The organism is Bradyrhizobium liaoningense, assembly GCF_018130825.1.
Lineage (GTDB): Bacteria > Pseudomonadota > Alphaproteobacteria > Rhizobiales > Xanthobacteraceae > Bradyrhizobium > Bradyrhizobium liaoningense_B.
On the sequence record NZ_JAFCJS010000011.1, the window covers coordinates 47,230 to 69,271 of the forward strand.

General features: G+C 64.7%; 18 protein-coding genes. 9 read left to right on the top strand and 9 right to left on the bottom strand.

The genetic code is table 11. The features are described from left to right. Positions 1-2: 2 nt before the first annotated feature. From JQ603_RS34020 to JQ603_RS34040, 5 genes are read right to left on the bottom strand one after another with little or no spacing between them, the layout of a single operon-like run. Entirely contained in the window at positions 3-1,700 is a 1,698-nt protein-coding gene (locus tag JQ603_RS34020; RefSeq protein WP_212346758.1) for a methyl-accepting chemotaxis protein, read from the bottom strand. A gap of 46 nt (positions 1,701-1,746) precedes the next feature. After that, the gene (locus JQ603_RS34025; protein ID WP_212346760.1) at positions 1,747-2,208 is read right to left on the bottom strand and encodes a chemotaxis protein CheW; all 462 of its coding nucleotides are present in this window, start codon (positions 2,206-2,208) and stop codon (positions 1,747-1,749) included. Then, positions 2,208-4,283, bottom strand: a complete 2,076-nt coding sequence (locus JQ603_RS34030) for a chemotaxis protein CheA (protein ID WP_212346762.1) — start codon at positions 4,281-4,283, stop codon at positions 2,208-2,210. The genes JQ603_RS34025 and JQ603_RS34030 overlap by 1 nt, the downstream gene beginning before the upstream one ends. Beyond that, positions 4,280-4,645, bottom strand: coding sequence for a response regulator (locus JQ603_RS34035; RefSeq protein ID WP_212346764.1), 366 nt, complete (start codon positions 4,643-4,645; stop codon positions 4,280-4,282). The genes JQ603_RS34030 and JQ603_RS34035 overlap by 4 nt, the downstream gene beginning before the upstream one ends. Next, on the bottom strand, positions 4,645-4,968 hold the full coding sequence (locus JQ603_RS34040) for an STAS domain-containing protein (protein WP_212346766.1): 324 nt from the start codon (positions 4,966-4,968) through the stop codon (positions 4,645-4,647). The genes JQ603_RS34035 and JQ603_RS34040 overlap by 1 nt, the downstream gene beginning before the upstream one ends. A 261-nt stretch (positions 4,969-5,229) precedes the next feature. Between JQ603_RS34040 and JQ603_RS34045 the strand changes: the two genes are divergently transcribed. From JQ603_RS34045 to JQ603_RS34055, 3 genes are all read left to right on the top strand, one after another. Next, the gene (locus JQ603_RS34045) at positions 5,230-6,369 is read left to right on the top strand and encodes an HD domain-containing phosphohydrolase (RefSeq protein ID WP_212346768.1); all 1,140 of its coding nucleotides are present in this window, start codon (positions 5,230-5,232) and stop codon (positions 6,367-6,369) included. 187 nt (positions 6,370-6,556) lie between these two features. Continuing rightward, complete coding sequence (locus tag JQ603_RS34050; RefSeq protein ID WP_212346771.1) at positions 6,557-7,225, top strand: hypothetical protein; 669 nt, start codon at positions 6,557-6,559, stop codon at positions 7,223-7,225. 19 nt (positions 7,226-7,244) lie between these two features. Continuing rightward, positions 7,245-9,395, top strand: a complete 2,151-nt coding sequence (locus JQ603_RS34055) for an adenylate/guanylate cyclase domain-containing protein (protein ID WP_212346774.1) — start codon at positions 7,245-7,247, stop codon at positions 9,393-9,395. A gap of 190 nt (positions 9,396-9,585) precedes the next feature. Here the strand turns inward: JQ603_RS34055 and pobA are convergent, their stop codons facing one another. Further along, complete coding sequence (gene pobA, locus JQ603_RS34060) at positions 9,586-10,758, bottom strand: 4-hydroxybenzoate 3-monooxygenase (RefSeq protein ID WP_212346777.1); 1,173 nt, start codon at positions 10,756-10,758, stop codon at positions 9,586-9,588. 50 nt (positions 10,759-10,808) lie between these two features. On the opposite strand from pobA, the gene JQ603_RS34065 reads away from it, so the two are divergent. After that, on the top strand, positions 10,809-11,714 hold the full coding sequence (locus tag JQ603_RS34065; RefSeq protein WP_212346779.1) for a helix-turn-helix domain-containing protein: 906 nt from the start codon (positions 10,809-10,811) through the stop codon (positions 11,712-11,714). Between the two features lie 352 nt (positions 11,715-12,066). Continuing rightward, positions 12,067-12,678, top strand: a complete 612-nt coding sequence (locus JQ603_RS34070; RefSeq protein ID WP_212346781.1) for an NYN domain-containing protein — start codon at positions 12,067-12,069, stop codon at positions 12,676-12,678. A gap of 24 nt (positions 12,679-12,702) precedes the next feature. Here JQ603_RS34070 and pcaG read toward each other — a convergent pair whose 3' ends face one another. Both pcaG and pcaH read right to left on the bottom strand, forming a co-directional pair. Further along, a complete protein-coding gene (pcaG, locus tag JQ603_RS34075) occupies positions 12,703-13,329 on the bottom strand; it encodes a protocatechuate 3,4-dioxygenase subunit alpha (protein ID WP_212346783.1) in 627 nt (208 codons plus the stop codon). 4 nt (positions 13,330-13,333) lie between these two features. Then, positions 13,334-14,122 carry a protocatechuate 3,4-dioxygenase subunit beta gene (pcaH, locus tag JQ603_RS34080; RefSeq protein WP_212346785.1) on the bottom strand — a complete coding sequence of 263 codons (789 nt, stop codon included), beginning with the start codon at positions 14,120-14,122 and terminating at the stop codon, positions 13,334-13,336. Between the two features lie 97 nt (positions 14,123-14,219). Here pcaH and JQ603_RS34085 point away from each other — a divergent pair, with 97 nt between their 5' ends. The 4 genes from JQ603_RS34085 to JQ603_RS34100 all read left to right on the top strand — a co-directional run bounded on the left by JQ603_RS34085 (position 14,220) and on the right by JQ603_RS34100 (position 21,068). Continuing rightward, positions 14,220-15,149, top strand: a complete 930-nt coding sequence (locus JQ603_RS34085) for a LysR family transcriptional regulator (RefSeq protein WP_212346787.1) — start codon at positions 14,220-14,222, stop codon at positions 15,147-15,149. Between the two features lie 80 nt (positions 15,150-15,229). Continuing rightward, a complete protein-coding gene (gene pncB, locus JQ603_RS34090) occupies positions 15,230-16,534 on the top strand; it encodes a nicotinate phosphoribosyltransferase (RefSeq protein WP_212346788.1) in 1,305 nt (434 codons plus the stop codon). A 238-nt stretch (positions 16,535-16,772) separates the two neighbouring features. Next, positions 16,773-18,086: a GGDEF domain-containing protein gene (locus tag JQ603_RS34095; RefSeq protein WP_212346790.1), complete on the top strand. Its 1,314-nt coding sequence runs from the start codon at positions 16,773-16,775 to the stop codon at positions 18,084-18,086. Between the two features lie 552 nt (positions 18,087-18,638). Beyond that, positions 18,639-21,068, top strand: coding sequence for an autotransporter outer membrane beta-barrel domain-containing protein (locus JQ603_RS34100; protein ID WP_349630771.1), 2,430 nt, complete (start codon positions 18,639-18,641; stop codon positions 21,066-21,068). A gap of 10 nt (positions 21,069-21,078) precedes the next feature. Here the strand turns inward: JQ603_RS34100 and JQ603_RS34105 are convergent, their stop codons facing one another. Beyond that, the gene (locus tag JQ603_RS34105; RefSeq protein WP_212347084.1) at positions 21,079-21,714 is read right to left on the bottom strand and encodes a TetR/AcrR family transcriptional regulator; all 636 of its coding nucleotides are present in this window, start codon (positions 21,712-21,714) and stop codon (positions 21,079-21,081) included. Positions 21,715-22,042: the final 328 nt, after the last annotated feature.

Here is a 22,042-nt window from a genome sequence, read left to right on the forward strand (position 1 = left end):
GATCAGCGTTGGAACTCGGCGTCGCGGTCGTCTTCGCCGTCATGCATATCGAAGGCGAAACCGCCGCCGCCCGCGACTTTCATCGCACGGGCCGGTTTGCGGACGGGCGCGGGCTTCTTCGCACCGCGATCCGCTGCCGCCATGTGCGCCGCCTTGGCGCGCAGCTGGGTGACGGCGCGATCGATCGGCGCGGGTGCGGCGCTCTCGCTACGCCCGGCATGCTCGATGCGGAAGAACGAGATGGTCGATTGGAGCTGCTCGGCCTGCGAAGCGAGCTCCTCCGAGGTCGACGACACCTGCTCGGAGGCGCTGGCGTTCTGCTGGCCGACCTTGTCGAGCTGCTGGATCGCCTGGTTGATCTGCGCCGAGCCGACATCCTGCTCGCGGCAGGCCGCAGTGATCTCCTGGACCAGTGCGGCGGTCTTCTTGATGTCGGGCACCAGCTTGGACAGCATGTGGCCTGCTTCCTGCGCGACCTTCACGCTCTCCGTCGACAGCGTGCCGATGTCGGCAGCCGCGGCCTGGCTGCGCTCGGCGAGCTTGCGCACTTCGGAAGCGACCACCGCAAACCCCTTGCCGTGCTCGCCGGCGCGCGCGGCCTCGACCGCCGCGTTGAGCGCGAGCAGATCGGTCTGGCGCGCGATCTCCTGCACGATGGTGATCTTCTCCGCGATGGTCTGCATCGCCTCGACGGCGCGGCCGACGGCGAGGCCGCTGGCCTCGGCATCCTTGGCCGACTGCGCCGCGATCTTTTCGGTCTGGTTGGCGTTGTCGGCGTTCTGCTTCACGTTCGACGCCATCTCCTCCATCGAGGAGGAGGCTTCCTCGGCGGACGAAGCCTGCTCGGTCGCGCCCTGCGAGAGCTGCTCGGCGCTGGCGGAGAGTTCCTGGCTGCCGGCGGAGACGTTCTGCGCCGCGGTCAAGGCCTCCTGAACGATCTGCTGGAGCCTTTCGACCATCATGTTCAGCGATTTGATGAGATCGCCGATCTCGTCATTGCTCGCTGAGGGGATGGTCTGGCTGAGATCGCCGGTGGCCACTGCGCCGGCAAGCCCGACGGCGCGGCCGAGCGAACGGCTGATCGAGATCGAAATCCATAACGCGGCACCGATCGCGACCATCAGCGACACACCGAGAAGCGTCATCAGCAGGAACTGCGCCTGGTGTCCCTCTTGCTTGGATTGGACGGCCTGCTCTGCGAGCTGTTTCTTGGTGTTGGTGACGTAGGCGCCCATGGATTCCATCGCATCCGCAACGACCTTACGGCCGTCGCCCATCGAGCGTTCAACAGCCTTCGCCTTGTCGGTTTTTGCCAGCCTGAACGTCTCTTCCTGGTACGCATTCATCTTTGCGTATGCCACCGCGAAGCCGTCGAGCAGCTTCCTGCCGGCTTCGCTCGCCAACGCGTAGACCTCATCCTTGGTCTTCGTTGCTTCCTCGCGAAGCTTGGCGGCATCGGCGGCAAACTGTTCGGCTTGGGCTTCCGTTCCGAGAATTGAGTTCTTCTCCGCCCGGAGCTGAAGCAGAATGTTCTTCTCGATCTGCGTCGCCTTCTCCATCCGAGTTGAGCGCAGTACCATGCTGTCAGCGGTCGCCATCATGTCGCCGAGCTTCATGTAGGCGACGCCGCCGGCGACCATGGACAGAACAATGACCAGGCCGAACGCACTGGCAAGCTTTGCTTTGACCGTAAATCTCATTTCCAGCCCCTGACCCCAGTCCAAGTCCCGCCCACGGGACCTCATTTCAATTCAGAATGCGTTCCATGTTCGGAACGATGACGAACTCTTCACGCCATTTGGCGATGCAGCGAATGAACTCCGGCTTCCAGTGCATGCCGACGCGCGGTGTCTGCTGCACGTCGGTCTGCGAAATCTCGGTGACCTCGTAGACCTTGTCGGCGGTGACGCCGACCAGAACAGGCTCGCCGTCGAGCTCGAGCTCGATGACGACAATGCGCGTGTCGGCGGAGTCGTCGAGCTGCGGCATGCCGAAGCGGATGCGCAAATCCGCCAGCGGAATGACGTTGCCACGCACGTTGATCACGCTGGGAACGAAGGCCCGGGCGCCGGCGACCTTGGTCACGGGGACGGGATCGATGATCTCGCGCACGAGGCCGGCGTCGAGCGCGAACTTCTCCTCGCCGAGCCCGATCATCACGACCTGCATCGCACCCGTCCGATGCTCTCCGGCCAAGCTATCGTTCATCACGCCGCCTCGCTGATGTGCTGCTTCTCGACCTTCGACTGCGCCAGCGTGACGAGCTGGGCGACGTCGAGGATCAAGGCCGCCGTGCCGTCACCGAGGATCGTCGCGCCGGAGAAGATCGTGACGTCGGAATGCAGCTTGGAGAGCGACTTGATCACGGTCTGGTGGTTGCCGATGATCTGGTCGGCGACGAGACCGACGCGGGTCTCGCCGGTCGAGATGATGATCGTCTTCTGGTGCTTGTCGGGCGAACCGGAGGCCGTCAGAAGCTCACGCAGGCGCAGGAACGGCACGAGGTTGCCGCGAACATTGAGGAAGTTGCGGCCGCGCGAGCGCTCGTCCTCGGCCGTCAGCTCGACGCATTCCTCCACCGCCGACAGCGGAATGATGTAGCGGCCCTCGCCGACGCGGATCAGGAGGCCTTCGATGATCGCGAGCGTCAACGGCAGGCGTAGCGTCACGGTCGTGCCCTGGCCCGGCCTGGTCGACAGGTCGATCGAGCCGCGCATGTTCTCGATGGTGCGCTTGACCACGTCCATGCCGACGCCCCGGCCCGACAGCGCCGAGATCGTCTGCGCGGTCGAGAAGCCCGGGTGGAACAGGAACTGGTGGATCTCGTGATCGCTCAGCACGGCACCGGCGGCGATCAGGCCCTGCTCTTCCGCCTTGGCACGGATGCGCGCAGTGTTGAGGCCGCCGCCATTGTCCTTCACGGTGACGAGCACCTGCGCGCCGGAATGAACGGCGGCGAGCTCGATCCGGCCCTGCTCGGTCTTGCCGTTGGCAGCGCGGGTTGCGGTGTCCTCGATGCCGTGGTCGATGGCGTTGCGGATCAAATGCACCAGGGGATCGGCGAGGCACTCGATCATGGTCTTGTCGAGCTCGGTATCCTCGCCCGAGGTGACGAACTCGACCGGCTTCGACAGATCGCGCGACAGGTCGTGCACGAGGCGACGGAAGCGGCCGAACAGCGAGCCGATCGGCACCATGCGGGCGCCCATCGTGGTGTCGCGCAAAGAAGAAGCGAGGCGCTCGATCTCCTCGGCGATCATCTTGATCGAGAGATCGGAGCCGGAGGCGGCGAGCTGGCTCAGCCGCGCCTGGGCAATGACGAGCTCGCCGACCCGGTCCATCAGCTCGTCGAGGCGCTCGGCCTGGACGCGGACGGTGGCGATGCCGCGCTCTTCGCGCTTGGCCTCGGGCTTCGGCTCCGGCCTGGCTTCGGGTTTCGGCTCCGCCTTCGCGACCGGCTGTTCGGCGACCGGCGCCGCAACAACCTCGATCGCGGGCACAGGCATCTCGGCCACCGGGGCCGGCTCCTCGTCGAGCAGCTGGAATAGCGGTAACGGCGCGAGCGCTTCGACCTGCTCGAGCGGCGAAAGCGTCAGCTTCATCTCGTCCTGGACGAACATGAAGACGTCGTCGATCGCGTCCTTGTCGCAGGCCGCGTGCAGCTTGACGTCCCATTTCAGATAGCAGTCTTCCGGCTCCATCTCGTCGAGGAACGGGATGCCGTCGGTAACAGGCACGACGAAGCAGGGGCCGAGCTTGCAGAGATCTTCCAGCAGATCGAGCGGGTTCGAGCCGTTGCGCAGGATGTGCGATTCGAATTCCAGATAAAGATGCCAGCCGGCCTGCTTGCTCTCGGCCGGCGCCAGCGGTGGCGCTTCCGCGATCGCGGCAACCGGAGCTGCGGGCTGATCCGCCGACACGAAGCGCCTGAGGTCGTCGAGGATGGCTTCGCCTATGATATCGTCGGTCGACTGGGGATCCTCGATCAGCGCGCGGATGTAATCCTTGGCGGCGAGCGCGACCGAGATCAGCTCCTGCGTCGGCTTGATCTCGCCCTTGCGGACGCGATCGAAGGCGGTCTCGAATTCGTGGGTGAAGGAGGCGACCTTGTCGAAGCCGAACATGGCGCCCGAACCCTTGATCGTATGCAGGGCGCGGAAGGCGGAATCGACCAACTCGCGGTCGTCGGGACGCTGACCGAGATCGAGCAGGGCCCCTTCCAGGACCTCGAACAGCTCGCTGGCTTCCTGGCGGAAGACCTCGGTCGGGTCCATCGCGCTCATGCGCGCACCAGCTTGCCGACGACGGCGAGCAACTGCTCCGGCTTGAAAGGTTTGGTGATCCAGCCGGTGGCGCCGGCGCTCTTGGCTTCCTGCTTCACCGCATCGTTGGATTCGGTGGTCAGGAACACGATGGGCATGCCGACGGCGCTCGGCAGCTTGCGCAGCGCCCGGATCAGCTCGAGCCCGTTCATGACGGGCATGTTGAGGTCGGTGATGACGAGATCGAGCTTGCTGGCCTGGGCCTTGGCGAGCCCTTGCGCGCCGTCACCGGCTTCGATGACGCTGTGACCGGCCGGCTCGAGCACGACCTTGATCATCTGCCGAATGCTGGGGGAATCGTCGACCGTGAGAATCGTGGCCATCAGGCGCCATCTTTCTTTTGCGGGAAATGCTGATCGATCATCGCCTCGCTGGCGAAGCCGGCGCGGCGCAAGGTATTGCGCAGAGACTGGGAGAATGAGGTGAGCACCACCGGGCGGCCCTGGGCCTCGCCTGTCTTGGCGGTGGACAGCAGAAGCTGGATCGAGGTCACGTCAGCCTTGTCGACGCTGGAACAATCGATCTCGAGCCGCTCCTGGCGGCCGAACGCCTCGCGAATGAGGTCATAGACGTTACGAATGGCCGCGATGCTGCAATCGGCGGGCAACCGCAGCGACCATTTCGGCTCCGTCGGATTGAGCGCCATCGCTACCCCGCCTTTGCAAAATTCCGATACACGTTTGACGTGAATCGAATGAGCAAACCCCTAACGAAGGACTCCGTACAACTACGGGTCACAATTCGAAGAACTTCGCGCATGCATGCAGACGTGCATGGCCCGCTCAAATCTCATGCGCCGCGCGCAGTCATGAGGCAGCTTGCCGCCGGCGAAACGTTTGCTTCGCGTTAAATCGCAAAGGCTAGTTGTTGAGGTCATGCCTCGCCATCCGAACAAGCCCGGCCGCCGATGCTGACCCAAGCGCTTCTGGTTGACGACAGTCGCTCCGTCCTCAACTTCCTGAAACGGCACATCGAGGCCGAAGGTCTGGTCGAGGCCACCACCTTCCTCGATCCCGTGGACGCGCTGGTCTGCGCGCGGGAGCGCGTGTTCGACCTCGTGCTGGTCGATTACGAGATGCCGCACATGGACGGCATCAGCTTCATCCGCACGCTCCGCACTCTCCCCGGCTGCGCCGACATTCCGATCGCGATGATCACGTCGCGGCAGACCGACGACGTGAAGATGGAAGCGCTGCAGGCGGGTGCAACCGATTTCCTGCCCAAGGCGCCGCAGAGCGTCGAGATGACGGTTCGCCTGCGGAATTTGATTCAGCTTGGTGCAGCCGTGCGCAAGCTCAATGACCGCGCCGCGCATCTGGCCAGCGAAGTCGCAGCCGCGACACAAAAGCTCGGCGAGCGCGAGGAGGAGATCATTCTGCGGCTCGCGCTCGCGGTCGAATATCGCGACAACGATACCGGCGAGCACACGCTGCGGGTCGCCCGCTACAGCCGCATCATCGCCGAGCAGCTCGGCCTGCCGGCCCGGCTCTGCCGCGACATCTATCTTGCCGCGCCCCTGCATGACGTCGGCAAGGTCGCCATTCCCGACAAGATCCTGCTCAAGGCCGGCAAGCTGACCGACGAGGAGATGGCGGTGATCCGCACCCACGCCAGGATCGGCGAACGGATCCTGGCGGACTCCAGCTGCGAGCTGATCCAGCTCGGCGCACAAATTGCCGCAGGCCATCACGAGCGCTGGGACGGCGCGGGCTATCCGAACGGCCTCAAGACGGACGAGATCCCGGTTCCCGCACGCGTGGTCGCGGTCGCCGACGTGTTCGACGCGCTGACGACGCGGCGGCCATATAAGGAGCCGATGCCGCTCGAGATGGCGCGCAACTACCTGATCGAGAACGCGGGACGGCAGTTCGATCCCGCCTGCGTCGAGGCCTTTCTGTCGCGCTGGGACGAGGTCGTGAAGATCGCCGCCGGGCAGCACGCGACGCCATTCCAGAAGACCGAGGCCCCGCTCGTTCCCATGAAAGAGAGCCCAGCGGAGAGCCGTCACACTGAAGACCGTTCGGCCGAGGCCGTCCCGGCCGGCTGACGTTATCCATCCCGGCAACAGCTTGCCGCGGCTCTGCTTTCTCCGGTCGCCGGGTTGAACCTGTTCCTGCTAGAGTGGCACCAACAATAAAGAGTGATTCCGGTCACATTTGCCTGGGCGCGCCGCTGCTAAGCATCGGATCAGGGCAGGACCGGCACAGCATCGGTCGAATTGGATGAGAATACCCATGAGAAGTCTGATCGGCGCCGTTGTCGGCGCGTTCTGTGTTGCGACCCCCGCGCTGGCGGAGACCCCGGCCGCGATCGTCGAGGACGTCCAGGGCAAAGTCGACGGCATCGCGTTCATGGACTACGTGGCGCCCGGTAAGATCATCAAGCTCGGGCCCAAGGCGAGCATCACGCTCAGCTATCTCAAGTCGTGCCAGCGCGAAACCATCAGCGAAGGCGTCGTGCTGGTCGGCGCCGAGCAGAGCACGGTGCAGCTCGGCGAGGTCAAGCGGGAAAAGGTCCCCTGCGATACCAATGCGGCAAAACTGTCCGAGCGCGAGGCCAACCAGAGTGCCGCGACCACCTTCCGCACGATGCGATCGGATGGCAAGGGCGCCCCGGCCAAGCTGCCGACGCTCTACGGCACCGCCCCGCTGGTGCAGGCCAAGAGCGGCAGCACGCTGGTGATCGAGCGCACCGATGGCAAGGAACCCACGATCAGCGTACCGCTGAAGAATGAGGTCATGGTTGGCGGCAAGTTCTATGACTTCGCCAAGGCCGGGAAGTCGCTGACCCCCGGCGGCAGCTATCTCGCCATCCTCGGCGCCAAGCGCTACGCCTTCCAGGTCGATGCCAGCGCCACGTCGTCGCCGACGCCGATCGTCGGCCGCCTGCTGCGGCTCGAATAGGCGGCCTAGCGAAGGCGCGATGCGGCGGATCGGCAGGCGGGACATCGTTGCGGCGATCCTGATCGCGCTCCTTGCGGGCGCGGTCTTCACGTCACCACCGCTTCAGACGCTGCAAGGTCTCTCTCTCGACATCCTCACGGCGCTGCGCGGCAAGATCCTTGGCGACCGCCGTGATCCCGCGACGTCGCCGGTCGTGGTGGTGGCGATCGACGGGGAGACCTACGACACCCCGCCCTTCAAGGGATCGCCGACCCAAACCTGGACGCGCGAGATCGGCCGCGTGCTCGGCAGCATCACCGAGGGCGGCGCCAAGGTGATCGGATTCGACGTCATCTTTCCGAGCTCGATCGAGCAATCGGAAATTCCCTTTGGCGATGCGTCGTTCGGCAGCCGTGTAAGGGGATTTGACCGGGACTATCTGATTGCGCTCAGGCGGCTCTCCGACGGCGGCAAGCTCGTGCTCGGCGAAATTCTGAGCAACGACCATCCCGACAGGCCCGATCGCGCACAGCAGGTCGCAGTGAAATCCAATATCCGCGCCCTCAACGTCCACACCGACAGTGACGACGTGATCCGGCGGATGCCGTTGAGCTTTTCCATCGAGGGCCAACCGGTACCTGCAATGGCCGTCGAACTCGCCGCGCGCGCACTCGGCGCCAAGCCTGAGACCGGGCCGGCCGGGGTGACAAACCTATCCGGCTACGCGATCCCGAGCGCGGTCCCCAACACGCTCACGCTCAATTTCCGCGGCATGGGCCGCGACGTCCCTACCTATTCCTTCGCGGATTTGCGCGCCTGTGTCGAGAAGGGAGACACCGACTTCTTCCGCCGCGCCTTCGACGGCAAGATCGTGCTGCTCGGCAGCATCCTCACCTTCGACGACCGCAAGCTCACCTCAATGCGCCTGGCTGCCGGACATGATGGAACACCCGGGCCGCGATGCGCCCTGCCCGCGCCTGCGAGCAGCGCGCAACAAGCCCGCAGCGCGGTCGCCGGCGTCTTCGTCCACGCCACAGTCGTGCGGAATCTGCTCGAGCATGATGCCGTCACCGAGCTCGGCTCTCCGTGGCGACCGATCCTCACAATTCTGTTCGCCGCCATCGTTGCTCTTGCCGCCTGTCTGCTTGCTCCGACCGGCGCAGCGATCACCTGGCTTTCGCTCACCATCGCCTACGCTGTTGTCGCCGTCAGCACATTCGCGCATGCCATCGCGCTTCCCTTGACCGAACCCGTGCTCGCCGGTCTCGCAGCGCTCGCCATGATGATCGGCTATCGCTTCGTGCTGGCCGATCGCGACGAGCGCTTCCTGCGCAAGAGTTTTGCGCTCTATCTCGCGCCCGAGGTGATCGAGACCATGGTCGCCTCCGGCAAGATGCCGGCGCTCGGCGGCGAGATGCGCAACGTCACCATGTTCTTCTCCGACCTCAGCGGCTTCTCCTCGATCGCGGAGACGATGACGCCGGGCGAGCTGGTCACGCTGATGAACGAATATCTCTCCGCCATGACCGACATCATCGAGGGCCATGGCGGCTACGTCGACAAATATATCGGCGATTCCATCGTCGCCATGTTCGGCGCACCCGCGAACGATCCTGCCCACGCCCGCAACGCCGTCCGCGCGGCGCTGAAATGCCATGAGAAGCTGGCGGAGCTCAATGCCGGCAATCCCGCCTTCGCCGGCCACGGCCTGTCGCACCGCATCGGGCTCAACAGCGGCGAAGCCGTGGTCGGCAATATCGGCTCCCGCCGCCGTTTCAACTACACCGTGATGAGCGACACCGTGAACGTCGCCTCAAGGCTCGAAGGTGCCAACAAATATTACGGCACCGCGATCATGGCCTCGGAAGCGACGGTCGCGCAGACCGGCGACATATTCGCCTGGCGCGAGCTGGATGCGATCAGGGTGATGGGCCGCGGCGAGGCGATCAGGGTGTTCGAGCCGCTGGCCGAGAGGGGCGCGGAGAGCGCGGAACAGGCGAAGGTGGCCGCGGCATATGCCGAAGGGCTGACATGCTGGCGGGCAAGGGAGTTTGCGAAGGCGGCCGATGCGTTCGACGGCGTAGCGAAGATCGATCCTGCGTCGGCCCTGTTCGCGAAACGAGCGAAAGTGCTAACGGAGAATCCGCCGCCGCCGGACTGGACACCGGTCAATACGCTGGAAGGAAAGTAGCGCCCTCTTCTTACCCTCCCCTGGAGGGACCCTGGAGGGGGAGGGTCGGCTCACATTGAGCGCAGCGAAGTGTGAGACGGGGTGGGGTGACGCTCTCTCCACCTCGAACGCTGCCCGCGTGGAGAGATCACCCCGCTCGCGCTTCGCGCGATCGACCTTCCCCTCCAGGGGAGGGTGAAGGTGCGACTGCCTAAAACGGCAGGCCCACATAGTTCTCCGCAAGCAACCGCTGGGCCGTCTCCGACGAGAGCAAATAGTCCAGCTCCGTCTGTTGCAGCCGGTCCTCATATTCGATCCGGTCGGGGAAACGATGCAGCATCATCGTCATCCACCAGGAGAAGCGCTGCGCCTTCCAGATCCGCGCCAGTGCCTTGGCGGAATAGCCTTTGAGGCCGGAATCGTCACCGCGCTGATAGTGCGCGAGCATGGCGTGGTAGAGGTAGTAGATGTCGGAGGCCGCACTGTTCAGTCCGCGCGCGCCGGTCGGCGGCACGATGTGCGCGGCATCTCCGGCGAGGAACAGGCGGCCATAGCTCATCGGCTCGGCGACGAAGCTGCGTAGTGGAGCGATGCTCTTCTCGATCGACGGCCCCGTGATCAGGCGGCCTGCGACGTCGTCCGGCAGACGGCGCTTCAGCTCGGCCCAGAACGCATCGTCGCTCCAGTCCTCCACCTTGTCGGTCAACGGCACCTGGATGTAGTAGCGGCTGAGCACCTGCGAACGCAGGGAGCAGAGCGCAAAGCCGCGCTCGTGCTTCACATAGATCAGCTCGGGCGACACCGGCTTCGTGCGCGACAGCACCCCGAGCCAGCCGAACGGATAAACCTTCTCGTATTCGCGCAGCACATCCTTCGGGATCGACTTGCGGCTGACGCCGTGGAAGCCGTCGGCGCCGACGACGTAGTCGCAATCGACGCGGATCGTCTCGCCGTTCGAGCGGTACGTCACGTAGGGCCGGTCCGAGGTCAGGTCGTGCGGCGTCACATCCTCGGCATTGTGCACGACCTTGCCGCCAAAGCGGTCGCGCGCCTCGTAGAGATCGCGCGTGAGCTCGGTCTGGCCGTAGACCAGCACCGAATTGCCGCCGGAATGCTTGTGCAGATCGATATGGGACAGCATGCCGTCATGGGCAATCTCGAACCCGTTGTGGATCTCGCCCTCGCGATCCATCCGCTCGCCGCATTGCGCCTCGCGCATCAGTTTTGCAAAACCGTGCTCGAGCACGCCGGCGCGGATCCGGGCGAGCACATGATCGCGGCTGTATTTCTCCAGCACGATCGTGTCGATGCCCTTCAAATGAAGGAGCTGGGACAGCAGCAGCCCGGACGGCCCACCGCCGATGATACAGACCTGAACTTTCATTTTTGCGTCCTCCCGTCGGCACTTTTTTGCAGATTTGGCGCTGCCAACCGATGGAGGGTTTCGCCATTGTCTTGTACTATTCGAACATGAGAAGCACCGCCCCTGCCCCGGCGATCCGGGTCTACAATCTGTTCGGTGAATCGGGCGATCTGCCCGACGTCGTGCATTGCGAGACCATTGCGTCCCGCTCTGTGCTGCATGACTGGACGCTGGCGGTGCACCGCCATGCCCGGCTGCACCAGGTGCTGCTGATCGAGCGCGGCGGCGGCGAGGCGACGCTCGACGGCCGGGTCGTGCCCTTGAAGCCGATGCAGATCGTCAACGTGCCGGTCGGACACGTCCACGGCTTCCGCTTCGAGCCGGATACCCAGGGCTGGGTATTGACCATCGCCGCCGAGATCCTGGACGAGGCGCTGCTCGCGGCCGAAGGCCTGCGCGGAGTCCTGTCGCAATCGGGCGTGGTGCGCGGCACGCCGCAGATCCGGGCCACCATGAAGCAGATCTTCGCCGAGCACGCGGGACGCGACTACGGCCGCGCCCATGTGCTGCGTGCATTGTCCGCAGCCATGATCGGTCTCGTGGCCCGCGCGCTCACCAGCGGGAGCGGCGGCAACGGCACGGCGGAAAGCGGCCTGTTCCGCCGCTTCGAGGCGCTGCTCGAACAGCATCATCTGGAGCGCTGGAGCGTTGCGGATTACGCGGACGCGCTGTCGATCACGCCGACCCATCTCAACCGCGTGACGCGGGCGGCAACGGGCGACACCGCCTCGCACCTGATCCTCAACCGGCTGATCCGCGAGGCGCGGCGCAACCTCGTCTACACCAACCTGCCGGTCTCGACGATCGCCTACGCGCTCGGCTTCGAGGACCCCGCCTATTTCAGCCGGGTCTATGCGGCCGCCACAGGACTGTCGCCGCGTGCCTTTCGCGCGCAGCTTCATGACGACGAAGGCTGACCCATCGGATGAAGGACCACGCGCGCTGATGGTCGGAGGCAACACTGCAAGCGCGCTGGTTGCCGGCGCGCCCCACTTACCTTCGTATATGGGGTGCTATCCTTTGGATAGAGGCCCTTAACCTCAGTACAATTGAGCAGGGAATGCGCTCGCCCTAGCGTGGCTGCATTCGGCGCCCTGGCGCTGGTGGCATTGGGACCTCCATAACCTCGGCGCAAGACGGCCACCCCTGTCCGGTCGTCTGCGCCGCTTTTTTAGCTGGCCATCGGCGCCTTCGGTGTTTTGCCGCCGATACACCGTGCCTTGGCGGCGAGACCGGCTGGCTTCGTGCGGAACTGGAGATTTGTGCATAATGTCTTCAATTGGGAAGATCGCACTCTTTATCGATGGCTCCAATCTCTATGCCACCTCCAAGGCGCTCGGCTTCGACATCGACTACAGGCGCCTGCTCAGCGAGTTTCAAAGCCGGGGCACGCTGCTGCGCGCCTTCTACTACACGACCGTCGTCGAGGATCAGGAGTTCTCGTCAATTCGTCCGTTGATCGATTGGCTCGATTACAACGGATACACCGTCGTCACCAAGCTCACCAAGGAGTTCGTCGACGCCACTACCGGCCGCCGCAAGGTGAAGGGCAGCATGGATGTCGATCTCGCCGTGAGCGCGATGGAACTTGCCGAACACGTCGATCAGATCGTGTTGTTCTCGGGCGATGGGGATTTTCGTTCGCTGGTGGAAAGCCTGCAACGCCGCGGTGTCCGCGTGACAGTCGTCTCCACACTCTCCACTCAGCCGCCCATGATCGCCGACGACCTGCGCCGGCAGGCGGACGTCTTTATCGATTTGGCTGAGCTGAAACAAAAGGTGGGGCGCGATCCGGTCGACCGCCCGGCATCGCGCGAGGTGCGGCAGCCACCGCAATTCCTCGCGCGCGGAACGGTCAAACGCGACGACCGGGTCGAGTGACCCTGCGCGACGACCGCCGGATCCTCACACGTCGAAGAACACCGTCTCCTCCGGCCCCTGCAAGTTGATCGTGAAGGAATACACGACCTTGCCGGCGCGCTCGCTGCGCGTCGCGATCAACGTCTTGCGGCGCGCCGGCTGCTCGATCAGGTTGAGCACGGGATCGGCGGCATTGGCGGCCTCTTCGTCCGAGAAATAGAGCCGCGTGTTGAGACCGATATTGATTCCGCGCGCGACGATCCAGACATTGACGTGCGGCGCGCATTTGTGCCCCGTCTTGTCGGTGATCGCGCCGGGCTTGATGGTCTCGAAGGTGACGAGGCCGCTGTCGAAGTCGGAGCCGGCGCGGCCCCAGCCGCGAAACTCCTGTTCCAGCGCGCCGGTCGAGCGATCCGCCGGATGGTTGTAGCGGCCGGCCGCATTGGCCTGCCAGATTTCCAGCAGCACGTCGCGCAGCGGCGTACCGCTGCCGTCGAGCACCCTGCCTTCCAGCGTGATGCGTTCGCCCTTGGTGTTCGGCGTCACCAGCACGTTGGAAAAGTTCTTCTCGAAGATGTCGAAGCCGGCCATGGCCGGGATCAGGCCGATATGGACGTAGGGCCCGGCGGTCTGCGAGGCGGTTTCCTTGAGATAGTTGAGCGGCTGCGGCATGGACTTAGTTCCCCGCGGTGCGATTTTCGAAATAGGTGGAGCGCTGGCCGCGCAGGACGATGTCGAAGCGATAGGCGAGCGAGTCGAACGGCGTCGAGGCGTTGAGGTCGAGCGGCGCGACCAGACGGTCGAGCGCATCCTTGTCCGGAATCGTCGTCAGGATCGGGCAGACCGGGATCAGGGGATCGCCCTCGAAATACATCTGGGTGATCAGCCGCTGCGCAAAGCCCGAGCCGAACACCGAGAAGTGGATGTGGGCGGGGCGCCAGCTGTTGACGTAGTTGCGCCAGGGATAGGGACCCGGCTTCACGGTGCGGAAATAATAATAGCCGGTGTCATCGGTCAGCGCGCGGCCGCAGCCGCCGAAGTTCGGATCGACCGGCGCCAGATACGTGTCCTTCTTGTGCCGGTAGCGGCCGCCGGCATTGGCCTGCCAGAATTCGACCAGCGTGTTCGGAACGCCCCGGCCGGTCTCGTCCAGTACGCGGCCGTGCACGATGATGCGTTCGCCGACGGGATCGCCGTCCTTGGCGTAGTTGCGGATCAGGTCGTTGTCGAGCGGACCGAGATCGTTGTGGCCGAACACCGGCCCGGTGATCTCCGAGACCGAGTTCTCCAGCGACAACAGCGCCTGGCGCGGGGAGCGCAGCACCGAGGATTTGTAGCCGGGCGCGTGCGCCGGCGGATGGATGGAACGGTCGCGCTGGAAGAAGCCGCCATCGCCGAGCGGCGACGCGAACGGCTCGGGGCGGTTGAGGCGGGGATCCTGCAAGGCTGGCGCCTGGGCATTCATCGGCGTTGTCTCTCCCTTGGGCGTCCCGGGGTCCGGGTGCGCGGCTTATTGAACGATAATGCCGCCACCTATTCTCAAGATAAATAGATCGATTATAATGAATTCCATGAAAGAAATCGATCATTTGGCCCTCGACGGCCACGCCCTCGAATTGTTCCTCGCGGTGCTGGAGGAAGGCTCGGTGACGGCGGCTGCGACACGGCTCGGCCTGACGCAATCCGCCGTCAGCCACGGCCTGAACAAGCTGCGGCGGATCGCGGGCGATCCGCTGTTCGCCAAGTCCGGGCGCGGCATCGTCGCCACAGCGCACGCGCAAGCCCTCGCGGCGAAGGCGCGTGCGCTGATCGACGAGATGCGCAGCTTCGCCGGCGGCGTCAGCTTCGCGCCGGCGCGGGCGCAGCTGTCGCTGACGATCGCCGCCAACGACTTCCAGCGCGACCTTCTGCTGCCGCGCTTCTTCGATCATGTCGCCGGCCAGGTGAAGAGCCTGAACCTGCGCGTCATCCCCTCGCAATCCCCCTCGCCCGCCATGCTGCGCGAAAACCGCTGCGATCTCATGATCACGCCGCTGCCGCCGTCCGGCGTCGACATCGTGCAGAAGCGGCTGCTCAGCGATCACTACGTCTGCTACTACGATCCCAAGGCGCGCGCGGCGCCTTCCGACCGCAATGCCTATCTCGCGGCGCGCCACATCACCGTCGTCTATACCGACAACGAGCGGCTCGACTTCGACCGCCGCCTGGCCGCCAATGGATTCCACCGCGACATCGCGATCTCGGTGCCGAGCTTTTCCGGCGTGCCTTCGTTCCTGCGCGGCTCGCAGATGCTCGCGAGCATGCCGAGCCTGCTCGCGTCCGGCGTGATGGGCGGCTTCGCGCAAACGCGCATTCCATTGGCGTCGCGCACACGGACGCTGGCCGAGCTGCCGATGTTCATGGTCTGGCACCAGCGCTACCAGAAGGACCCGGCGCATCGCTGGATTCGAAGCCAGCTCGAAACCGTCGCAACGACCGCAGCCGGAGACTGAGCTCCCGCTCCGAATTCGCGGAAGCCTGCCCCTCGCGGAACCCACTGGTTGCCTCGCGATGGGCACGCTAGAATTGCCCCATGACAGTGACCGACATTGCGAGCCGGACCTACAATCACAGCTGGCGGCTGGATCCCATCATCCGCAGCCTGCTTGATACCGACTTCTACAAGCTATTGATGTTGCAGATGATTCGGGAAGATTACCCGGATCAGCGGGTGACCTTCTCGGTCATCAACCGCTCGCGCCATGTGCGGCTCGCCGAGATCATCGACGAGGGCGAGCTGCGCGCCCAGCTCGACCACGCCCGCACCATCCGCTTCACCAAGAAAGAGCTGATCTGGCTGGCCGGTAACACGTTCTACGGCAAGACCCACATGTTCTCGGCGGATTTCATCCGCTGGCTCGCCGAATTCCGCCTTCCCGAGTACGAGTTGCGCAAGGTCGACGGCCAATACGAATTGCACTTCCACGGACCGTGGACCCACACCTCGATGTGGGAGATTCCGGCGCTCGCGATCCTGAACGAGCTGCGCTCGCGCGCGGCGATGAAGGGCCGCGGCCGCTTCGAGCTCGACGTGCTCTATGCCCGCGCCAAGGCCAAGCTGTGGACCAAGGTCGAGCGGCTGCGCAAGCTGGAGAACTTGCGGCTCTCCGACTTCGGCACCCGCCGCCGCCACGGCTTCCTCTGGCAGCGCTGGTGCGTCGAGGCGGTGAAGGAAGGCCTCGGGCCCTCTTTCATCGGCACGTCCAATGTGCTGCTCGCGATGGACAACGATCTCGAAGCGATCGGCACCAACGCGCATGAGCTGCCGATGGTCGCCGCTGCGCTCGCCAAGGACGACGAGGAGTTGCGCTGGGCGCCCTATCGCATCCTCGACCAGTGGCGGCAGACCTATGGCGGCAACCTGCTGATCGCGCTGCCCGATGCCTTCGGCACCAAGGCTTTCCTGCGCGATGCGCCGGAATGGGTCGCCGACTGGACCGGCTTCCGCCCCGACAGCGCGCCGCCGATCCAGGCCGGCGAGGAGATCATCGCCTGGTGGGAGAAGAAGGGCCGCAACCCAAGGGACAAGCTGCTCGTCTTTTCCGACGCGATGGATGTCGGCTCGATCGAGGAGACCTATCACCATTTCACCGGCCGGGTGCGGCTCTCCTTCGGCTGGGGCACCAATCTCACCAACGACTTCGTCGGCTGCACCCCGGACGGCTCGTTCGATCTCGATCCGATCTCGCTGGTCTGCAAGGTGTCCTCGGTCGACGGCCATCCGGCCGTCAAGCTCTCCGACAATCCGGAGAAGGCAACCGGCCTGCCCTCGGAGATCGAGCGTTATCTGCGCGTGTTCGGCGACGCCGGCCGCGTACGCAAGCCGGTGCTGGTCTAGCAATTCTCTCGATCGGGTAAACCGCAGACGACGAATGCGCGGCATTGGCTCGCCGACACCGCGTCAGTTCCGCTTTCTCGGCATTTGAAGCGATCTCCGTCCATCCACTTCACGACGTCTTCACCCTGCGATGCGGTCCTGCGCTGTTTTCAGCCGGGGTTAAGCAACCTTCTCCTCTACTTGGCGTTGCAGGCGCAACGCTCCACTGGGGGTCGTTGAGCGATTTGGGGAACGCAGGGTGTTTCGCAGAACAGCGTCGTCGATGAAGGGGCGCAGCTTCCTTCACGTCATCAAGCTCGTCTCGCCTTTCGTGATGGTCGTTGTGCTCCAGGCGACAATTGCGGGATTCAGCCTCGAGGTGATGTCATCGGTCCGCGCCTATGTCGCGGGCGAAGCGCTATGGTCGCGCTCGCAGAAGAACGCGGTCTATTTCCTCAATCTCTATCTGCATTCGGGCGAGCCGCGCCAGTTCGCGCAATATCAGGCCTCGCTCGCCGTTCCCATCGGCGACGAGTTCGCACGCTGGGCGCTCGAGCGCGATCCGGTCGACGTCGAGGCCGCCCGCATCGGCTTCCTGCAAGGCGGCAACCATCCTGATGACGTTCCGGGATTGATCTGGCTGTTTCGCTACTTCAATGGCGTCAGCTTTCTCCAGGAAGCGATCCGCGAGTGGGCCGCCACCGATCCCATGCTGCTGGAGCTGAGCGTCTTCGGCGAGGTCATCCGGTCCGAACTGGCGAAGGGGCCCGTTCAGGACAACGGCCGCCTGCAATTCCTGTCGGCGCGGCTCTCGGAGCTCAACACCCAATTCACGGTGCATGCCAAGCGCTTCTCCACTGTGCTCGGCGAAGGCTCCCGCGCCATCAAGGTGACGCTCACCTGCATCAACATCGCGACCGCCGCGACCCTGATCCTGCTCCTGATCTGGCACACGCGACGACTGGTGCTGCAACGACAGGCCTTCGAAGATGCACTCCATGCCGAGAAGGAGCGCCTCGCCTGGCAGGCATCGCACGACTGGCTGACAGGCCTTTCCAACCGCCGCGCCTTCGAGGCGCGCCTGCAGGGCGAGTTGGACAAGGTCGCGGCAGGTCCGCTGGGGCTGATCCTGCTCGACCTCGACCAGTTCAAGAACGTCAACGACAGCTGCGGCCATCTCGCGGGCGACCGCCTGCTCTGCCAGGTCTCCGGCCTCCTGCAACAGGACCGGCGGCCGCACGATTTGGTGGCCCGGCTCGGCGGCGACGAGTTCGGCCTGATCCTGCCGCAGTGCTCGCCGTCGAACACCGTCGATATCGCCGAACGCCTGCGGCGATCGCTCGAGCTGTTCAACTTCGCCTGGGACGATCGCTGCTTCGCGGTGACGGCCAGCGTCGGCGTCACCTGCATCGCCGACCGGGATACCACGCTCGAGGAGGCGATGCGCCGTGCGGATGCCGCCTGCTACCGCGCCAAGGAAAAGGGCCGCAACCGGGTTCAGGTCGACAGCGTGAGACCGGACGTCGTCGTCGTTGCAGCCCGGGCGCGCGAGGCCGTCGCGGCACGAGGTTGAAGGCCGCCCGCGAGCCGCTGCATCTCGTCAGGCACGAGGACCCGCCGCTCGGACACGTGAGATCAGGCCGAGTGCGTTCCAAGCCATACGTAATGGCGCCCTGATCAGGCCTGGCATGAGGGGCAAACGCTGCGGGACGGCCCCGTTGTGGCGCCCTGGCCACATTTTTCCGGAAAGGTCGCCTCTTTCGCATTTCGACACATCGCTTTGCGCGCTGGTCCAAGAAGGCCGGGATCTCCACCACTAAGCATGGCAACTGCCCAGCGTTGCGGCCGGATTCCGTCCGACCCGAACGATAAAAGGAATTCGCAGGTGCCTTGGAATGCTTCGTTCACCCCACCGGATGTCCCTCGCGCGAAGGCGTATCGGCGGCCTGCGTTTCTTGTGAGCACCGCAATCAGTGCTCTTGCCACGGCTAGCACGCTGACCTGGTTTACCGCCCCCGCTGCAGCGGCCTGTGTGATTAGCGGAAGCGGTTCTCAGACGACGCTTCAGTCAGGCGATTCGATCACCTGCACCGGGGCGGGCAACACCCAGGTCAAGACGGCACCCGTGGTCAGCGGTGTGACCGTCAACATCGGCGACGGCACCGCGACGTCCCTGAACGATCCCACCTTTGCGAGCATTGTCTTCGAAGCGGCATCAAATAGCGCCATCAAGGTCTTCAACAACGCAACGGTTACGTCCGCCAACAGCGACGGCATCGCAGTGATCGGCGGTGGCGGCAATACCATCACCGTGGACGCCGGCGCTATCGTTGGGTCATCGAGCCTCGGCACGTCGGGGCTAGCTCTGGCCAATTCGAGCAACAACGTCATCGCAATCGGAGGTACGGTCGGAAACGGCTTTACCGGAGCCATCGGCATCAGCATCGGCGCCGGGTCGGCGAATAATCAGGCGAGTATCCTGTCGAGCGGCTTTGTCCATGCCATCAATGTCGCGGCCGTCGATCTCAGCGGCGCAGCCGACGGCAATATCATCAACAATGCCGGCACGATATCGAGTGCCTCGGGCACGGCAATCATCGGCTCGGCCAATCAGGACACCATCATCAACTCAGGCACGATCAGCAGCGGTGGCGTCAGCACGGCTGCCGACCTCAAGGGAGGCAACGACGTGTTCGAGATGCGTGCCGGATCGGGCATCACCGGGTGGGTCCTGGGCGGCAGCGGAACGGACACGCTCCGCTTGGGCGGGGCCACCAACGCAGCGTTCAATCTCAGCATATTCGGCTCGGCCGGTCAGTTCCGGGAATTCGAGGCGCTGGAAAAGACCGGCAGCTCCACCTGGACACTGACCGGCTCGACGACGGACACAGCGATCATGAACGTCCAGGCCGGTACCCTCATCGTCGACGGCGCAATGCCTAATGTTGTGACGACGGTCAGCAGCGGCGGCACCCTTGGCGGCAACGGCAATGTTGGCGATCTCGTCGTGCTGTCGGGCGGCAGGGTCGCACCCGGCAATTTCGGTTCGCTCACGAGCTACGGCAATGCCACATTCAACGCCGGTTCGACCTATGCGATCTCGGTCAACGCGGCCGGACAATCCGACAAGATCGCTGCGGTGACCGCGACGCTGAGCGGCGGCACGGTCGCCGTCACCACGCTTGCGGGCGCTTACGGCGCATCGACGCAATATACGATCCTGACCACGACGACCGGCCTCACCGGCGCTTTCTCCGGCGTGACGCTCAGCGGATACAATCCACAGTTCTTCACCTCCGCTCTCAGCTATGACGGGTTCGCCGTCCTCCTGACGCTCAACTACAATGACGCTGCGTTCCTCTCCCTGGCCCAGACGCAGAACCAGAAGGCCGTGGCTGGCGCGCTGAGCGCGTTCGGCCCGAACCTGCCTTTCCTGTCCTCGTTCGCGGGTCTCAGCGATGCGCAGCTTCGTTACAATCTGGACCAGCTCTCAGGGGAAGCTGCGACCGGCGCACGACAGGGTGCCTTCCAGTTCACGGGCCAGTTCCTCGGCCTGATGCTCGATCCATTCGTCGATGGCCGCGGCAGCGGCCTCGTCGATGCGGGCGGCACGGCATTCGGCTTCAGCCCCGAGCGTCCCGCACTGCCGGAAGCCGTTGCCCTCGCCTACAACAAGGCCTTGGGCATGCCGGCCGCGAAAGCGCCGGCCTTTGCCGAGCGCTGGTCGGCCTGGGGCACCGCGTTCGGCGGCACCAACCGCACTAGCGGCGATCCCGTTGTGATCGGCAGCCACGACCTCAACGCGCGCGCCGGCGGCGTCGCGGCCGGCGCCGATTATCATTTCAGCCGCGACGCGCTGGTCGGCTTCGCGCTCTCGGGTGGCGGCACCAAATGGGACCTCGCGCAGGCGATCGGCGGCGGCAAGAGCGAGGCGATGCAGGCCGGCGTCTACACCGCCGTACGCAACGGGCCGGCCTATTTCGCTGCCTCTCTCGCCGTGGCCAATCATTGGATGTCGACCGATCGGCTCGCACCGTTCGGCAATCAGCTCACCGCGAAGTTCGACGCACAAACCGTCGGTGGCCGCATCGAGGGCGGCTATCGCTTCGCCACGCCGATCGGCGGCTTCACGCCATACGCTGCAGCGCAGGCGCAGGCTTTTCGCATGCCGACTTACACCGAGACTGATCCGGCCGGCAGCGGCTTCGGTCTGACCTATCAGGGACGCACCGCCTCCGACACACGGAGCGAGGTTGGCGCGCGTTTCGATCGCGCGACACTGGTCGCGCCGAATGCGGTCCTCACGTTGCGCGGTCGCGCGGCCTGGGCGCATGATTGGGTCAGCGATCCGACGCTCGTCGCTGCATTCCAGGCGCTACCTGGCGCGAGCTTCATCGTCAATGGCGCGACGCCGGCAAAAGACGCCGCACTCGCGTCCGCCGGTGCCGAGTTGAAGTTTTCGAACGGCGTCACGCTATCCGCCAAGTTCGACGGCGAGTTCGCGGCGCGCAGCACGACCTACTCCGGCACTGCGAGCCTGCGATACGCCTGGTAGGGGCGGCGCCTCATCGAGATTGCCGTGCGCCGACCGGCCGAATTCCGAGACCGGCCAGATGCGCGTCGATGAACTGTTCGATCTGCTGGCGCAGCATCTGGGGCGGCACGGCCACCATGCGCTCCTCGAGGCCGAGCGAGATGATGCCGTGCACCGCGGAGAACAGGGTGCGCGACAGCAGCGCGATCTTCACGTCGTCCGCATCCGGTAGCACCCGCACCAGGGGCGCGTGCATCAGCGCGAAGGCGTCCATCACCATCTGAAGGATGTCGTCGGGATAGGGGCGGTCGTCCTCCATCCGGTGCTCGAACAGCGACCGCAGCAGATTGGCGTGCTCGGCAAAGAATTCGAGATAGGTCTCGGCAAGCCCGTAGAGCTGGCGAATGGGATCCTCGGCCGGAACCCCGCGCAGCCGGGCCGTGAGCGCCTGAACGGTCTCCCGGTTAACGGTCAGGATCACCCCGTCGAAGTCGCCGAACTCGTTATAGACGCTGCCGACCGAGCAGCCGGCGGCCTCCGCGACGTCCCGAACCTTGAGTGATCTCAAGCCCTTAGAGGCAATTATGCCACGGGCGATCTCGAGGATCTGGACGCGGCGCCGATTTTTTTTCTGGTCCCGCAGCGATTCTTCTTGAACATTGTTCATTTTCAAGCTACCAATGTGAACATTGTTCAACTTAACCCGGAGACCTGCAAAATGCAAACCCTCGCTGTTGATATCGCCGCCACCTTCGTCGATGACGCCGCAGCCCTCGTGACCGGCCTCGGCCGGGCTGCCCTCAAGTTCGTGATGGCGCCGATCGATCGCATCGCCAATGCCTGCGACATTGCCGGCGTGCTCGCCGAGCGGCGCGCGACCTTCCGGATGTGGCGGGCCAACCGTGGCCGCGACGGCCGCCGGTTCAGCCTGCTTGGCCGCCTGTCGCCCTTTCGCCATCTCGCCCATCTCACCTAGACGCGCCCCGCGAAACGGC

Excerpts from the sequence above, each read along its gene's own strand:
- JQ603_RS34055 (WP_212346774.1), top strand. The coding sequence starts at position 7,245 with ATGCGGCGGATCGGCAGGCGGGACATCGTTGCGGCGATCCTGATCGCG.
- JQ603_RS34035 (WP_212346764.1), bottom strand. The coding sequence starts at position 4,645 with ATGGCCACGATTCTCACGGTCGACGATTCCCCCAGCATTCGGCAGATG.
- JQ603_RS34030 (WP_212346762.1), bottom strand. The coding sequence starts at position 4,283 with ATGAGCGCGATGGACCCGACCGAGGTCTTCCGCCAGGAAGCCAGCGAG.
- pcaG (WP_212346783.1), bottom strand. The coding sequence starts at position 13,329 with ATGCCGCAGCCGCTCAACTATCTCAAGGAAACCGCCTCGCAGACCGCC.
- JQ603_RS34085 (WP_212346787.1), top strand. The coding sequence starts at position 14,220 with ATGAATTCCATGAAAGAAATCGATCATTTGGCCCTCGACGGCCACGCC.
- JQ603_RS34070 (WP_212346781.1), top strand. The coding sequence starts at position 12,067 with ATGTCTTCAATTGGGAAGATCGCACTCTTTATCGATGGCTCCAATCTC.
- pcaH (WP_212346785.1), bottom strand. The coding sequence starts at position 14,122 with ATGAATGCCCAGGCGCCAGCCTTGCAGGATCCCCGCCTCAACCGCCCC.
- pncB (WP_212346788.1), top strand. The coding sequence starts at position 15,230 with ATGACAGTGACCGACATTGCGAGCCGGACCTACAATCACAGCTGGCGG.
- pobA (WP_212346777.1), bottom strand. The coding sequence starts at position 10,758 with ATGAAAGTTCAGGTCTGTATCATCGGCGGTGGGCCGTCCGGGCTGCTG.
- JQ603_RS34040 (WP_212346766.1), bottom strand. The coding sequence starts at position 4,968 with ATGGCGCTCAATCCGACGGAGCCGAAATGGTCGCTGCGGTTGCCCGCC.
- JQ603_RS34045 (WP_212346768.1), top strand. The coding sequence starts at position 5,230 with ATGCTGACCCAAGCGCTTCTGGTTGACGACAGTCGCTCCGTCCTCAAC.
- JQ603_RS34105 (WP_212347084.1), bottom strand. The coding sequence starts at position 21,714 with ATGAACAATGTTCAAGAAGAATCGCTGCGGGACCAGAAAAAAAATCGG.
- JQ603_RS34020 (WP_212346758.1), bottom strand. The coding sequence starts at position 1,700 with ATGAGATTTACGGTCAAAGCAAAGCTTGCCAGTGCGTTCGGCCTGGTC.
- JQ603_RS34025 (WP_212346760.1), bottom strand. The coding sequence starts at position 2,208 with ATGAACGATAGCTTGGCCGGAGAGCATCGGACGGGTGCGATGCAGGTC.
- JQ603_RS34050 (WP_212346771.1), top strand. The coding sequence starts at position 6,557 with ATGAGAAGTCTGATCGGCGCCGTTGTCGGCGCGTTCTGTGTTGCGACC.
- JQ603_RS34065 (WP_212346779.1), top strand. The coding sequence starts at position 10,809 with ATGGAGGGTTTCGCCATTGTCTTGTACTATTCGAACATGAGAAGCACC.